The 14,901-nt window shown below is 59.5% G+C and carries 8 protein-coding genes; 2 read left to right on the top strand and 6 right to left on the bottom strand.

Annotation, left to right across the window (positions count from 1 at the left end):
• Positions 1 to 57: 57 nt before the first annotated feature.
• From AC1D35_RS22050 to AC1D35_RS22025, 6 genes are all read right to left on the bottom strand, one after another.
• Positions 58 to 2,268 carry a polysaccharide biosynthesis tyrosine autokinase gene (locus tag AC1D35_RS22050; protein WP_113507048.1) on the bottom strand — a complete coding sequence of 737 codons (2,211 nt, stop codon included), beginning with the start codon at positions 2,266 to 2,268 and terminating at the stop codon, positions 58 to 60.
• Entirely contained in the window at positions 2,265 to 3,407 is a 1,143-nt protein-coding gene (locus AC1D35_RS22045; RefSeq protein WP_113296529.1) for a glycosyltransferase family 4 protein, read from the bottom strand. Before AC1D35_RS22045 ends, AC1D35_RS22050 begins: the two co-directional genes overlap by 4 nt.
• A complete protein-coding gene (locus tag AC1D35_RS22040) occupies positions 3,401 to 4,501 on the bottom strand; it encodes a glycosyltransferase family 4 protein (protein WP_113296528.1) in 1,101 nt (366 codons plus the stop codon). Before AC1D35_RS22040 ends, AC1D35_RS22045 begins: the two co-directional genes overlap by 7 nt.
• Positions 4,502 to 5,854: 1,353 nt before the next feature.
• Entirely contained in the window at positions 5,855 to 7,720 is a 1,866-nt protein-coding gene (locus AC1D35_RS22035) for a glycosyltransferase family protein (protein WP_477853485.1), read from the bottom strand.
• A 92-nt stretch (positions 7,721 to 7,812) separates the two neighbouring features.
• Complete coding sequence (locus AC1D35_RS22030) at positions 7,813 to 9,357, bottom strand: HAD family hydrolase (protein ID WP_477940067.1); 1,545 nt, start codon at positions 9,355 to 9,357, stop codon at positions 7,813 to 7,815.
• A gap of 211 nt (positions 9,358 to 9,568) precedes the next feature.
• Entirely contained in the window at positions 9,569 to 10,759 is a 1,191-nt protein-coding gene (locus AC1D35_RS22025) for a glycosyltransferase family 4 protein (protein ID WP_477853482.1), read from the bottom strand.
• Positions 10,760 to 11,499: 740 nt separating this feature from the next.
• Between AC1D35_RS22025 and AC1D35_RS22020 the strand changes: the two genes are divergently transcribed.
• Positions 11,500 to 12,822: an O-antigen ligase family protein gene (locus AC1D35_RS22020; protein ID WP_113296521.1), complete on the top strand. Its 1,323-nt coding sequence runs from the start codon at positions 11,500 to 11,502 to the stop codon at positions 12,820 to 12,822.
• The coding region (locus tag AC1D35_RS22015) for a right-handed parallel beta-helix repeat-containing protein (protein WP_477940064.1) at positions 12,819 to 14,901 on the top strand (2,083 nt) is incomplete at its 3' end. The genes AC1D35_RS22020 and AC1D35_RS22015, both read left to right, overlap by 4 nt.

Raw genomic sequence — 14,901 nt, 5'->3', positions numbered from 1 at the left:
CCAAAGCCCCGATACAGTGACTACCCGTGCCAAGTACCTTTCCATGAAAGTGAAATTTCATGTCTTGTAGTCATGGTATTTCATGAGCGCTCTTGAAAATAACTCCGAGTCACTGAAGTTGTATAGGGCGTGTTTTTTCGGCTTAACCTTATTTATTGCGACAACAATTTCGGAGATTCGTGCGCTTCTCAGATGCAGCGCGGTAATTTCGACGGCGCGACGGCTGGTCTTTGCCCATTTTACTATCATCAAGGTTCGCTCGACCAACGCAGTCATATGCATCGTGTCGGACGAGGCCAGTACAGGCGCACTGTCGAAGATCACGATCTGGCCATTTGCCCGTGCCATCTCGATAATGTCAGCCACATCATTCAAATGAGCGCGCCGGTTGGGACTGGGGCTACCGGCAGGAATGAAGTCGATACCGCTTGGATGGTGACAGATGATGTCCTGTAGTTGGGCTTGTCCGCTCAGGAATTCATTCAATCCTTGCTTTAAACCTGACTTGAAAAGCGCATCGAGATTTCCGCGTCGAAGGTCGCCATCGATAAGCAGCACCGAATTCCCGTTGGCCGCCAGTTCGATTGCCAGCGATCTRGCGACAAGCGACTTGCCTTCGCCGCTGTGCGCAGACGTCACCACAATGCTGTTGGGCAATTTTCCGCCGTTGGACTGTTTGAGCGAAATCATGACAGTGCGCATCGCTTCGTCAAACATCCCGCCTTGTCCATGGCCGAACAGTGCCGAAGGATTATTCCGGCTTTTCCTGGTCAAGCGCGGTATAAAACCGCCGGGTATTATGCGTGCCATTCCGGCCAACTGGTCGAAGCTGCGGACCGACCTGTCCACCATCTCAACCACGAAGGCGACCGTCACCGCGATCGAAATCGAAGCGACCATGGCGCCGATCAGGTAGAAAAGCCGTCCGCGACCCTGCGGCCCGAGCGGCTCTGCAGCCGGTGACAAAACCTCAAGTTCCGCTCCCGGCAGCATGGCCTGTCCAGCAAGACCACGGCGTTGCTTTTCGAGTTCGTCCAGCGTCGTTTGCTCTCTGTCAACGATGCGCTGCAGTCGCAACAACTCGGTTTGCGCCAGGGCCGAGTGGGAACGTTGCACCTGGGCGGCTGCGAACGCAGAGCGGACCGCACTATTTTCATGATCAAGCGCTGCCAGCTTGGCGCGCATGGACTGGAGATACCGATCGACCGCACGGCCGAGGTCGGTGTGGGACTTGGCAATCTTCTCGCGCAGGTCGACCACTGCTTCGGCATCGTTGCCATAGGTCTGAAGAAGGCGCTCCAGATCTAGCTTCTGTGCGCGCAGGTCGCGTTCCATCGCGCCGATGCTATCGGGAAGGGGTATGTTCTGGAGAGCAAGCGAAGAATCGTCGGCTGTTTCCAGCGTCGAAATCGTTGCTTCGACTTCAGCGCGGCTTTGTTCGATTTTTGTTTGCCGCTCACTCAACTCCATCAGCGACTTGATCTGCTCACCCTGAGTGTCATCGTCCGAAACGACACTGGCCGTTTCCTGATATTTGTCAGCAGCTTCTCGCGCTGTCTTCACGCGATCCTGTTGTTCGGCGATGCGCTGCAGAAGCCATTCTTCCGCAGCGTCCAGGCGGCTGCGGATGCTGTCCTTGCGCTCTTCAAGGTAGATGCTCATGAGCAGGTTCGGGACTGCGGCGGCCAGTTTGGGATCGCTCGCATCGAATCCGATCTGGATAACGTCACCCTGGCCGTCACTCCATACGCGCAGCGCCTTGTAATATGCGGGGATGATAGGCTCGATGCTGTCTCGTATCGGCAAGGACGGTTTTTCGCTGTCGACCAGGCCGCGCAACATTTCCCGGACCTTTGCGGCAACAGAGGCCTTACGCAGTGCCGCATTGAATTCTGGCCGCTCATCGAGCTGAAGATCGCGGATCACCCGTTCGGCGGCGCTTCTGGAAAGCAATCGCTCGATCTCCGATGTAAGGTCCAGAGGATCATTGCGACTGTTATCTTCGGCGCCGAGCGTTGTTGCTAATGGCCTGTGAATGATCAACCGGGACTCGGCGTGATAGTTCGGCTTAAATCCGGAAATCATCGTAATGGCAGGCACCATAAAGAGTGCTGTCAGCGCCGCGATCATGACGACCCTTCGGCGGATGAGGCGCATGCCTGATGTCAGATCAAAGTCGTCCGATTTGGTCTCTGTCTGAAACCTGGGGTCATAACGCATCGACGACAGCGGGACGTTACGATCTGGGGGAACAGTTGAAATTGTCATGGCGCGCCAACCATTGTTTGAGGTTGCGCAGAGACGGCTTCATATAGTTTTTCCATCGATCGCATGTATGCCTTCATACTGAAGTGATTGAGGTAGAGGGCGCGGCCCCTGGACGAGAGGTGGTTGCGAATGTCCGGATCGATCACGAGTTTCGCCAGCGCCGCGGCTAAGGCATCCTTGTCTCCGACAGGCACGAAAACACCGGTTTCGCCGTCGGAGATGACTTCTTCGTGGGCGCCGACACGTGTCGTGACAACCGCGAGCCCATGGGCAAGTCCCTCGATAACCGCCATTGCCAGGCCTTCGGCATGTGAAGGCAAGACAAGGATATCCGCACGTGCACACAAGGCCCGCGCCTTGTCGGCGTCGAGCCAGCCCGGCATCTCCACCCGATCCGAAAGTGCCAAAGCTGTGGCCTGGCGTCGGTAGTCTTCGACAGGTCCATCGCCCGCCAGCACGGCGCGCCACCCCAGTTCCTTCATGAGCGGATGGCTCAAGGCATGGAGAAGCTCGGTAACGCCTTTACGCTCGCTCAGCCGACCAAGAAATACGATCAATGGTGTCTCGCCGACCCGAACACCGTGTGCGCCCGGATCGGAGACGCAATTATGAGCGACGACTATGCGGCGTTCCTCGACGCCCAGAAGTGCCGACAGCGTTGTGCGATCACGCTGGCCGAGCGCCACAACGCAGTCCGCATGTTGAAACATTCGACGTATGAGCGATTGCTGGCGTGGCGAGCGTGTGGCGAAATCGCTTGCGTAATCATAGTCGTGCAGATGCAATATGTGACGACATCCAAGGAGGCGGGCGGCCTCAGTCAAGATCAGTTTTCGGGAAGTGCTGCCGCGACCCGCGACATGGATGTGATGAATTCGTCGCGGAGCAACGAGCCGATCCTTCACCATCATCAAGATGGCGCCGAGCAAGCGCGCAGGCGACGCCACGACTGACCACCGAGGCCCCCTGGTATCGGTGACCAGATGTTTTTCTCCTGCCTCCTTCGCCGTGCTGGATATATATCCGACCAGCCTGCCGATGCCGCCGCCGTTCTCGCAACCGCCCGGCACATAGTGACGGACGCTTGCCGCGTTCCGCATCGTTATCTGGTGGCCGGCCGCGAATACCTTCATCAGCATGATCCGACCACCTCGCGATAAACGGCCGCGGCCTGTGCCCCGACCTGTTCAGGTGAATTCGGTCCTGTGGCCCATTCGAGCGCATTGGCACCGAAATTGTTTCTGAGTTCGCGGTTCTCCGCCAATATCCGGATGGCTCTTGCGAGCTGCTCCGCATCCCCCGGCGGCACAACCACCCCCAATCCATTTGGCTGAACTGTCGCGCGCAATTCGCCGACATCCGTTACGATAACCGGTTTGCCAAAGGCCGCAGCAAGGTTGAGGACACCGCTTTGAGACGCTTCCGTATAGGGAAGGACAACGATATCGGCGTCCAGGAAAAGCTGCGCGACCTCCTCGTCTTCGATAAAGCGGTTGCGGATATCATAGCGACCGGCTTCCCCCATAAGTGGCTGGAAGATCCTGGGGTCGTCGCCACGGCCCGCCACCGTAATGCGCAGATTGGGGAGCGTATCCTTGAGCATGGCCTCGGCTCGGACCAGATGCTCCAGACCCTTGTAAGCAAAAATCCGCCCGAAGAGCAGGACCCGAATGGTTCCGTCTGCCTGGCCCCGCGTCATTTTCCTCCGACGGGCGAGCTCCGCGTAGCGATGAATGGCTGGATGCGACAGGACATGGACGCTATCTGGGGATTTTGAATATCTGTCGAGGACCATCCTTTTCAGCCCCTCGCCATGCACGACGACATGACGCGATTGCCTCACCATCAATTCAGGAGCCCAGGCGGGCAGCGTGCGGGTATCGGAATCGCCAGGATGCACTGTCACATCGTGTACGGTCGTTACGAGCGGAATCGGGCGCCAGAATGGAGCGGCAAAATTCAGCCAGAGCGTAGAATTGCTCAGAAGGTGAATAAGGTTCGGCTGTTCATGCCGGATGAGACGTGTGAGCTGGTGCAGGAACCAGGGATTGGAAAGCGAGCGGTGCCGCGGCCAATCCAGAAGGTGCAGATCGACAGCCGGATCGAACCAGGAAGCAAGGTGTTCGAAGCGCCGGCGCGGAACGCCCAGCACGACCTGCATGTGTTGTGCCAGGCCGCTGGCGTAGGAGATGGTGTAGTCTTCGAGTTCGGAAACCAGCATCAGGGCTTTCATCGTGCTGACTCCGACAAGCCAATATCCTGACCAGGTCGAGGGAGGTCGCCGGCTCTGCGCAATGCATCACGCGTCCGCCTCCATAGCGCTTCGACAGCAAGTTTGAGCCGGGTGCATGCCTCGGCTCCGCCCGGACTTGCCGAGGCTACACGGTACCAATGGTGGTGCGGCAGCAGGATGTTGCCCGCGAGCTCGACATTGCTGTCGCCACCGAGGTTGGGAGCCTCCGTAATAGCGATATCCGAAGTATCACCTCGCTCGATCAGGATCTTGTATAGGGCTGGTGAGGTCCTCGCCAACAATACCGCGACGAATGACGCTCCTGCCGTGTAGCGTGCGGAACCAGGACCATGACGCAGAACCATAGCAATCCCAACCCTTCTAATCGTCAACTGCGAACAGTCAGCGTGCACCAGAATCGTTGCCTCGCTTCACCGGAGACTGGGGCCTAGCAATGTCTTTCGCGTATGCACTCATCGCTAAACTACCGGCGAATGGACTCGCACAACATCTGCTCTTAAGGGCAGTCCCGTAGACCCTGTCATCAACCTTTGGAGGGGATGTGCCTCCCAAGGACTTAGGCGCGACAACATAATTAGATGGTGGGCATGCGCGCTAACGTAGCCCGCCTCGTTTGCGTTTGTTTGCGCTCCGGATGTGACCGGGCGATTGTTACTTGATACGCCAGGTAGCCATGAACGAAGACTTCGCCGTCCGAGGAGCGGCCATCCGGCTTGATTCGGGCGAAGCCTGTCGGATCAGCCTGTGCTTGAGCCTTCCTGCTTATGCTGAGTGTCCGGTCGAAAATGGGGGCAGTTCACGGCGATCCTGAAGGCCGATCGAAGGAGTATTCGAGGCTCTGAGCCCGGCGGCTTGTCGGGACAGGTTTCGCATCTCACCACGGCGTCTTCCTGAGGGGAGTCCGCGATCTAAAGAGTCACGGCTTTTCGAAAGTGGTATAGTGGATGATTTTAGGTCGGCGACGCGCCTCGTGTGTGGCAGTCGTGCGGYGCTGCCCGCCTGCCGCATCTGTACATTCTGGCCTGCAGGTTCCAGCGGCAGTCCAGCGTCTTTATTTCATCGAAGAAAACGGCGTTGATGGCGTCCTGATCGTGCAGCGCGAGGTCGTAGCMCCGCTGCCGAACAAGGACACGTAGCCTAATACCGGTCGATGAACAGCCCACCCAGCACCCGTCCGTCGATGTAGTGATCCGGAAGGAAAGACGCTCGAATCCGGCGAAACCTTCCGCGAGGCGCTGGAAATTTTCCGGATTGGCGCAGAACACGATCCTAATGACGCTCTGTGCGCCCTTCCTCATGCCATGCCTTGCCCTTGTGATTTCGCATCTGCGCTCACTCCCGCCGCTCGGCCTCGGCGCCTCGGAATAGCTCGCGTCGTTCCCGCCGCGCCTTGAAGAACCGGCGCGTGTCGGCGGTAAGGTCCCAGAGCCGGGTCTTGCGGATGGCGCGGCGCAACTGCCGGGACACATTTCGCAGATAGTCGAGTTCTCCCGTTGGGGGGATGTTCGGTCTTAGGGCGGTCAGGCCCGCCCGTGTCACTGTGTATTCTGTCGCATGGGCCAGGAGTTGCCTTAACGTCGCCCGTCCGGCGCGGCGCGAGGCCGCCGGTGCCCGTCCACCGCCCTCCGGGACGCTTCGCTCGGAGGGCGGCGGGAGCCGGGACAGTTCTGTCAGCAGCGCCTGCCATCCCTGTGATTCTGCCGCGACGAACCTGTCGTGGATGCTCGGTCGTCTCGTGAGCGCGTCGCCGGTTCCAGACCAGGCATCGGGTGCAAAGAGGAGGCTGCGAATGTAATCAAGCGCGGGATGGGACAGTCGCGGATACCAATCGGCTAGGCGTCGAGCTTCCCAGTCCCGTCCAAGACGGGAAAGCGCAAAGAGATAGACGGCCCATTCGGCAGGGTCGGGATCCTGTGCGCCGTAGACGACGGCCGTCGTTTCGATCAGGTGTCCAAGCCGGATGGCGGCCTCGGCAGGATCGCCACTCGCCAGATCGCACAGCGCTAGACCAAACAGGCCCTCCGGCAGATCGCTGACATAGATGAGGCAGTCGGAAAACCCCTTGCGCGCGGCTCCAAGCTCGCCGCGCCGAAGGCTCTTGTATCCATTCGCGAGCAGGGTGCGGTCGGCGCCTCCTCCGCTCCGCGCCGGAAAGCGCGGTCCGGTCCGTTCGACCCCCACAAGGTCGCCGAACGGGCCGTCCTGCTCGATCCGGCGGCCTGGCGATGGTGCCTTCTGTAATTGAAACCACTGATAGATCTGTGGGCGATGCGCGATCGTGTGGCGGGAATGGACCAGGTCGTGCCCGGCGTCTGTTATGCGCCGGAGCCGGTCTCGATCCTGCATGAGGTTGTCAAGGACGTCCAATACGTCGTCCGCGTCGGCAAAGACACAATTCTCCATATGCGCGAAGCCGGCCGCCTCGGCCATCGGTGTGCGTTCGGCGATCAGGCAGGATCCGGCGCCCGGGATCTCGAAATGCTTGCGCACGATCTCCCGTGCCATTGTCCCGCAAGATGGGGCGAAGAGGCTAGCGTTGAGCGTGCGGGCGTAGCGTTCGCCGGTGAGGGCCCGCGCGGCACTGGCGTCGAAGTAGCCGTGCGGCGGACAGATGAGGCAGGGATAGGATCCTGAAAGGAGCGGGAAGACACGGCGCCGCCAAGGATAGAGCTCGGCCCGCGAGCCCGTCAGCATGATCGGGATGGACTTTTCCGCGCCATAATCGCGGAACACGGCTGGGTCGATGAAGTTCGGCCAGACATAAAGACCATCCAGACTGTCGGGCAGGTAATCCTGGATCGTCGTGCAGATGGAGAAGCAAACGCCGATTCCCAAGCGATCTATGTCCGACAAGATGCCCGAGCGCGTCGGCGCCCATGAATCGGCGTTGAGGAGGCCGGCTTTCGGAACTTGCGAATGGGCCGACACGTTCCGGATCTCAATGCGATGCGATTGGTTCGACTGATAACCGAGCTCGAACAGCGTGAGGTCCGGTTGGTACCGGTCGCAGATCCGGCCATAGTCGCAATCCTCGTTGACGACCACGACTTCGAAATGCTGCTCCATGCAGCGTACATGATCCTGCGCGTGCTGCGTCATGTATTTCGCATATCGGGAATTGGGACTGTGGTTCCATTGGAAGAAGACCAGCTTCGGCTTGGTTGCAGGCGAGGCAGAAAATGGGGTCGACACGAACATTCTCCATTCTTGCGGCCGTCACCCGAACGGCCCGCAGATCCGACCCTGCGACCATCGCATGGCGGCCTTTTCAGCGCGGATCGGCAGTTCAATCATTGCGCGCCCCCAAATCGGACGAGCGTTTCCCGCGTCACGTGCGCCTCCGCCTGCGGCTCGGGCCGCCCGGACCGATCGGGGCCGGACCCGGTCGAGGATTGCGAGCCTCGTCGCGAGTCACGATCGATCCACGATGCCCTTGCGACGACTGCGCGAAGCTCCGGTGCGGCTCGCAACACGGCGAAGCCCAAGAGTGTGAGTGTCGGCCATTGCAGGAGGATTTCGACGCCCTGCTGAGCTGCGGCTAGGAGTGAGAGCAGGACAAGGAAGATCAGGTACATGAGATTATGCGGCAGATCCCATGAGCCGCCACGGAGCCGGCGCACAAAGTAGGGCACAAAATTTTCGATGACGTGGGCACCGATTGCGGCCGGCGCGATCGGCACAATCGGCACGAGCGTTGCAAAAGCTGCGCAGCGGGCGAACTGCAGACCGGCGTAGGGCCAGACGCGCGTAGCCTTGTCCAGGCGGTTGAAAAAACGAAAGCAGAGCCACGTCGCAACAAGCACTGCGGTCCAGATGGCGCAGTCGATGAAGCTTGGCGGTTGTGGCCAACGCAGCAATGTGATTCCGCCGATGCCGGCCGCCGCCGCCCAGAACCAATGAGCTGCTTGCGGGACCGCCACCTCCACGTTCTCGAACTCGGCCGTCAACTGCGGACTCTCTTCGAATCGAGCTGCGATCTGGTCGTTATCTGCATAGCCTTGCTCATATACTGCCCAGAACGAAATCAACAAACCAAGCAAGCCGAGCAGGTGCAGTGGCAGCACCGCCGCAAGCCAGATCGACGACAGAACCCACAGTACAAAATCCTTTTGCAGGATGATCCGGCGGATATATTGCGCGTTCGGCCGCTTGATCAGCGTCAGGTACCGTCCGGGAATATAGAGACCGGCGAAGGCGGGCCGGTAGCGCGCGTGTGGCCAAATCGTGCGGAGCGGATACGCGCATGCCTTGAGGACCGCCAGATCATTCAACGAATCGGTGAGACAAAGGCTGCGTTGCAGCGTCTCGGCGCCCAATGCCCCGCCGACAAGCGCTAGCTTTCCATCTCGGCGATCCGTTGCAGTCCAGACGCGCGCCGCGACCACGCGCACGGAAGGAAGACCGAGTGCGGCGATGAGTGGAGTAACGATCGGCCGGAATCCCAAGGTTGCAATGATAGGCAAGTTCGGCCGCGCATTGACCGCGCGCAGCAATGGCACATTCCCGAACTCGCGAGCCAACGCCGTAACGCGTTTTTGCCAAAGGTGTATCACCCAAGGGAAGAGCACAAGAACGAGCCGGACGCGCCAGACATCTCGCGTCTCCGCTCCGGTCCAACGCCATGGGCGCAATAGGTCGAGCAGCTTCAGGAGCATGTACGCCGCCAAGGCCGGTCGTGCACAGTCGATGAAATCTTCCGTGGAATTTCTCAGATAAAGTGTCTCGTCAAGGTCAATCAGAAGCGGCCCATCGAAGTGTTGTACCGCCTCGATGGCCTTATCGGGTGTCGCGTCATATTCGCCAGCACCCGGATCTAATGAGAATGACAACTCCATTACTTCTCCTCCCGTATGGGTATCACGGGCACTCGGATCTGCGATAACTGATCAAGGTCACAGCCACCTGAAGTAACAACACGAACGCCGTCGTTCAGTCCGCCTAAACGAAGTAGGCCGGGGCAGTCTTGGCTGACTGGAAGCGCGATCGCCTCTCGGACGCTGCGCAGCGCGCGCTCTTTGACGGGTGCGGCGCCTTCCGGGCGGCCGGTCATGTCAGCACATCCCTGAACCGTTCGTAGAGCGTCTCAAGTTTCGTCCGGGCGATCTCGGGATTGTAGCGCGTGCGCGCCGCGGCGAGGGCGCCGGCGCTCAGTATCTGGTAATCACGCCTTTCCTCCCACGCTTCCGTCAGCCTGTCTGCGAGAGCGTCCGCCAGCTTGAGGGTCGCCCCGTGATAGGCATCAAGGTAGCCGCTCTCGGCGTTGCGGTAGAGCCAGCGCCACTTGCCGACCTCGTCCTCGTTCTCGAAGGGCAGAAGCCAACCGGTCTCGCCGGGGATCACCACTTCCGGCATCACGCAGGTATCGGTGGCAATGACGGGCGTGCCGCCCGCCAGCGCTTCGACCGTAACGAAGCCGAAGGTGTCGTGGAAGGTCGGAAAGACAAGCCAGTCGGCGGCGTCCATCAGGCGGTGCACTTCGGCTGGGGGCTGGCGTCGGTGATGGACCACGCCCTCTTGCGACAGCCGCGCGAGTTCGGCTTGGACATAAGCGGCGTCAGGCGGCCCCACATAGTCATCCGCCGACCATCCAAGGCTCGAGACAATTGTCGTCTCGACCGGCACGCCTCGCCCACGCAGAATCTCGTGCGCGCGGAGGACGACCGGCCCGCCCTTTCGCATGAAGTCGTACCCGACGAAGAGGAGGCGCAGCCGGTCCGAATGGTGCTTCGGCCGGTCCCGGCGGATCGGCGTCGCCGGCGGGACCACCGAGATCTTCGCGAGCAGGTCCGGCAAGCCGCTCCAGCCGTGGTGCTGCTGGCGGACCTGACGCACGGCATAGTCTGAGAGCGCAACGATCCCAACGCAGCGCGGCTCCACGAGCCGATCCCGGAGCCAGCGCTCAAGCCAGGCGATCCGCCGATCTTCGGGCGTGCGAGGCAGGAAATCCTCGAAGGTCACGATGTACGGGCGCCGCGTAAGCAGCGGTACGGTGTTCCAGGTGTGGATGGCGTCGAAGCCCGGTTCGGGGACGAAGCTCATGCTGTCCACCCAGCGCCATCGGCCGAGCCGCGCGAGCGGGGTTAATGCGCGTTGCACGAACCTCGCATTCCTCTGGCCGAGCGTGATGGCGAGGGGCACGTGGTAGCTGTGCCCCGTCCGTATCCGGATGGGTGCGTGCGGTCGGTCTACCGGAGACGGCGCGCCGACCGCTACCGCGGCCTCCCGCTCAAGCGTCATAAGCGTTCTCCATCTTTCTTCGGCGGCGGCGTGTGGGTGGGCGTGCTGTCTCAGCCTTGCGCAGCGTCCACGAGGGGATGTCTCGCGGGAGCTGTCCGGTCCGACTCCCCCGCCTTACGACCACGACCTCAAAATGCTGCTCCAGGCAGTGCACATGATCCCGCATGTGCTGCATCAAGTACTTCGCGTATCGGGAATAAGGACTGTGGTCCCATTGGAGGAAGACCAGCTTCGGCTTGGTCGCAGACGAGGAGGCAGCAGATCGGGCCATCACAAACATTCCTCTGTACAAACATTCCTCCGTCCCTGCGGCTGTTACCCGAACGGCCCGCCGATCTGACCCCGCCACCGTCAAATGGCGGCCTGGTTACCGCGGATCGAGATTCGGTGATTGCGGCCCCACCGGAAAGAACTGCGGCCTAGCGCGATGTCCTTCGCGGTATTGCATTCATCGCCAACCTACCGGCGATTGGATACGCGCAACACCTGCTCTTATGGGCAATCACGTGCATCCTGCCATCAACCCTCGGGAAGAGAAGTGCCTCCCAAGGGCTTAGCACCCCAAGGTCATTGGATAGTGTGTATGCGCGTTAGAGGTAGCCTCGCCTTCGTTTGTGTTTGTTGCACTGCGGATGTGACGGGACGATTGTTCCTTGGCGCAACCAAGAACGATCACATATGTCTTTCCAGATTGCTACGATCAACGATCTCTTGCCTATCCCGTTCAGTGGGGACCGACAATGAGAGCATATGGGCCTGGAACCGCGATTGGGCCGGTCATCGCTTGGCGGACCATCGAATGCTGGGGCGCCGGATTTTCCCTTTTTCTCCAAACGGGTGCTGTCTTTCCACTCATGTTGGTAGATGCCGGTGGCGCGCTCAGCGATCCGGCCAAAGCCATATTGCGCCTCCTTGTCTTACCCGTTTACGCGTTTACCGGATTGATCCTGATGCGGAATTTTCCGCAATTTCTCACAGCACTCAGGCGAAATCTGTTGTTACCCATCCTACTTGTTCTGCCATTTTTGTCTGTCTTGTGGTCAGTGAGCCCGTCAATAAGCTTGAGGCGCGCCATCGGCCTCCTGTTTTCGGTGCTCCTGGCCTATGTGTTGGCGATACGCTTCACACCGAGGCAGCTGCTTCTGCTCGTATTTGCGAGCTTGGGAACATGTGTCGTCCTCAGCGTGGCCATTCTTGGAGCGTCACCGAATCTCGCCCGCATGCCCTCGGACGGCGCTTTGCGGGGCATCTTCTTCAACAAGAACAGTCTCGGTTGGTATGCCGCCATCATGATACTGGTGGCGACGGCCGTGCTGATTGACGGTACCTTGGGCTGGCGGCGAACCGCTATCATTTTGTTGAGCGCGGGTGTCTTCTGTCTTGCGGGCTCCGGATCGATGACCGCGATAATTGCGACGGCATCGGCATTCTGCTCGCTCGGGTTCTACTCCATCTTGCAGAGAACCCGCGGCATCGGCCGCATCGTCATCATCCTGTTTTTCGTTCAAGTGTCAGTCGGCCTTCTCATTTCGCTTCACGAATTCCTGGTTCCGTTCCTCGAAGGGCTCGGCAAGGATGCCACTTTGACGGGCCGAGTGCCGTTGTGGGAGCTGGTCGATCGTCAGATAGCCGATCATCTGGCGCTCGGCTTCGGCTACCAGGCGTTTTGGACAGAAGCGAACCCCGAAGCGTGGGTTATCTGGTCAAAAATCCAATGGTTGGCCCCTCACGCCCATAATGGATATCGCGATACCATGCTGAGCTTCGGAATAATTGGAATGACCCTGTTCGCCCTGATACTTCTCCGTGCAGTACGCCAGGGCGCGATCCTTCAATGCCGTGATCCGCAGTATGGCTGGCTCTGGCTAAACGTCTTCACGATCATGATTTTGGTGATGAATCTGACCGAGAGCATATTTCTGGTCCAGAATGACGCCATTTTCGTTCTGTTTGCCACAGCCATGATCATGTTTTCGCTATACGCGCCCGTCGTTTCAGCCAGCTCCTGTCCACCGCGGCAGGCGCCCGCACGCAGCATGATGACGGAGCTGCAACTCTCATGAGCCTGCGCTTTGCACTGATCTTGAGCATTTTGCCTGCTACGCTCTTTCCGCAGCCAGGCAACCCGACATCGGTGAGGTCGGACGCAAATGCGCCCGACCAGATGCAGAGGACGCTCAGGGACGCGACCTGCGCGGAAGCTTCGGCGGCGACCTTATCGGCCAAGCTGAATGGGACTTCCTTGAGCGACGTAGTGACCGGCACATCCGCGGCAAAGGCAATGTTCTATGTTTCTCCGGATGGCGAGGACACCTGGAGTGGCCGCCTTCCCAGACCAAATCCTAAACGTACCGACGGTCCTTTCGCCAGCATTGAAAGAGCTCGCGATGCTGCGCGCAAGAAGGGTGGCCAAAGCACAATTGCAATGGGCAACGGAGACTATTATCTCGCTCAACCGATAGTCTTTGACTCTCGCGATGYTGGCCTGGTCATCACGGCGAGATGCAACCAGACGCCGGTTTTGCACGGGGGCCTGCTTGTGCGTCGCTGGACATCGCAGGCCGATGGCCGCTGGACGGCACCGCTGAGGTTACCGCCAGATCAGGCGGTGGGCGATCTTTTCGTCAATGGGGTCCTCCAAACCCAGGCCCGCTTTCCCAACGCGCCCATCGACGGAGATCCTCGCAAGGGATGGTTGTTTGCGGCCAAGTGCGAGTCGGATGATGAAGGCTGGGAAGGCAATACACGCTTTTGCTTCCGGGCTGGCGATCTTCCCGCCTTGGGAGATGCCGCGGGACTTGTCGCCCACATTGTTGGTGGCTTTCACCCTGGGAGCCAATGGGGGAGCGATACGCTCCCAGTGGTCTCAATCGACACTGCAAACCGAATTATTCATACCAAAGGCACTGGCTATTTCTTCACGGCAGAGGGCAGCCGCTATTTCCTGAGCGGGGCGGCCGCATTCCTCGATGCCCCCGGGGAATGGTGGTATGATCCTGTTACAGGCCAACTCGACTACATACCTGCCGACCGGCCGTTCCCCGACTCTATCGTTGTCGCGGGCGTTCTCCCAACATTCTTTAAGCTGGAGGGAGCCAATGGCATGATTGTCTCGGGACTTCAATTTCGTGATGGAAATCCGCAAGGCAGCGGCAAATTCTTTACGGAAACCAGAGGGTTTGGCGCCATCAGGCTGGAGCACGCGGATGGCGTCAGGCTGCTTGGCAATGTCATCGAAAATGTCGGCGTCGGTATCCATGTATCTGAAAGCAAGGATGTTTTGATTGCCGGCAATGCGATCGCAGATGTCGCCGGTAACGGAATCTACATCGGCACGAGTTACGGCAGCTTCGGCAAATCGGACGGTGCCAGGATCCTGTCGAACCATATCCGCGACGTCGGAAGGGTTTACTTTGAGACCGCAGGCATATGGTTCCAGGCGGCCGACGATGTGAAGATCGCCGACAACCTGATCGAAGATGCTGCACAGTTCGGCATCACCGGCGGCTCGCTCTGGGGGCCGGAAGATGCAGTCCATCACGCGGTGATCGAGCACAACGTGATCCGCAACGCCAATCAGCAGACGGCGGATGGCGGTGCTATCAAGATGATGGGCGAGCAGACCGACCCCTTAGACAGCAGCATCCGATTCAATCTCGTGACCGGGACAGGTCATCTTATGAACAGGGCCGACGGGACGTTCTGGCCTCCCGGATATGAAAATACCAATGAATGGCCGAGCCCCATCAGTTGGGCGATCTACACCGATGGTAAGGCTAGCGGCGTGCGCATCGAAGGAAACACGCTTTCGGGCAATGTATCGGCGATCGGCATCAACGGCGGCTGGAGCAACGTCGTGACAGGAAACGTCGTCGCACACGGATCAGGCGCGGCTTTTCGCGTCGATGACAGTACCGGGCGGGATTGGCATCCATCATGGGCGCACCCAAATCGCATCGAGGACAATATCGTGTCGGTCGATAATAGCAGCGGACTTGCAGCATATGTCTACGCTCCCGGCCATAAGCGCGGATATGTGCAATTCGCGCGCAACCGCTATTACGGCAATCTGAACGATAAGAGCTTCCGAATAAGCCCGAAGATCATGTCTTCAGGGGAATATGGCAGCCTGAGGGATCTTC

It is taken from the genome of Rhizobium sp. P1_E6, assembly GCF_056405875.1.
The sequence above is the reverse complement of the archived record's forward strand: the minus strand, read 5'-3'. Positions and strand labels throughout refer to the sequence as shown.

What these genes read in the sequence shown, in the direction of transcription:
- AC1D35_RS22035 (WP_477853485.1), bottom strand. Translation starts at nt 7,720, where the DNA reads ATGTTCGTGTCGACCCCATTTTCTGCCTCGCCTGCAACCAAGCCGAAG.
- AC1D35_RS22040 (WP_113296528.1), bottom strand. Translation starts at nt 4,501, where the DNA reads ATGAAAGCCCTGATGCTGGTTTCCGAACTCGAAGACTACACCATCTCC.
- AC1D35_RS22030 (WP_477940067.1), bottom strand. Translation starts at nt 9,357, where the DNA reads ATGGAGTTGTCATTCTCATTAGATCCGGGTGCTGGCGAATATGACGCG.
- AC1D35_RS22045 (WP_113296529.1), bottom strand. Translation starts at nt 3,407, where the DNA reads ATGCTGATGAAGGTATTCGCGGCCGGCCACCAGATAACGATGCGGAAC.
- AC1D35_RS22020 (WP_113296521.1), top strand. Translation starts at nt 11,500, where the DNA reads ATGAGAGCATATGGGCCTGGAACCGCGATTGGGCCGGTCATCGCTTGG.
- AC1D35_RS22025 (WP_477853482.1), bottom strand. Translation starts at nt 10,759, where the DNA reads ATGACGCTTGAGCGGGAGGCCGCGGTAGCGGTCGGCGCGCCGTCTCCG.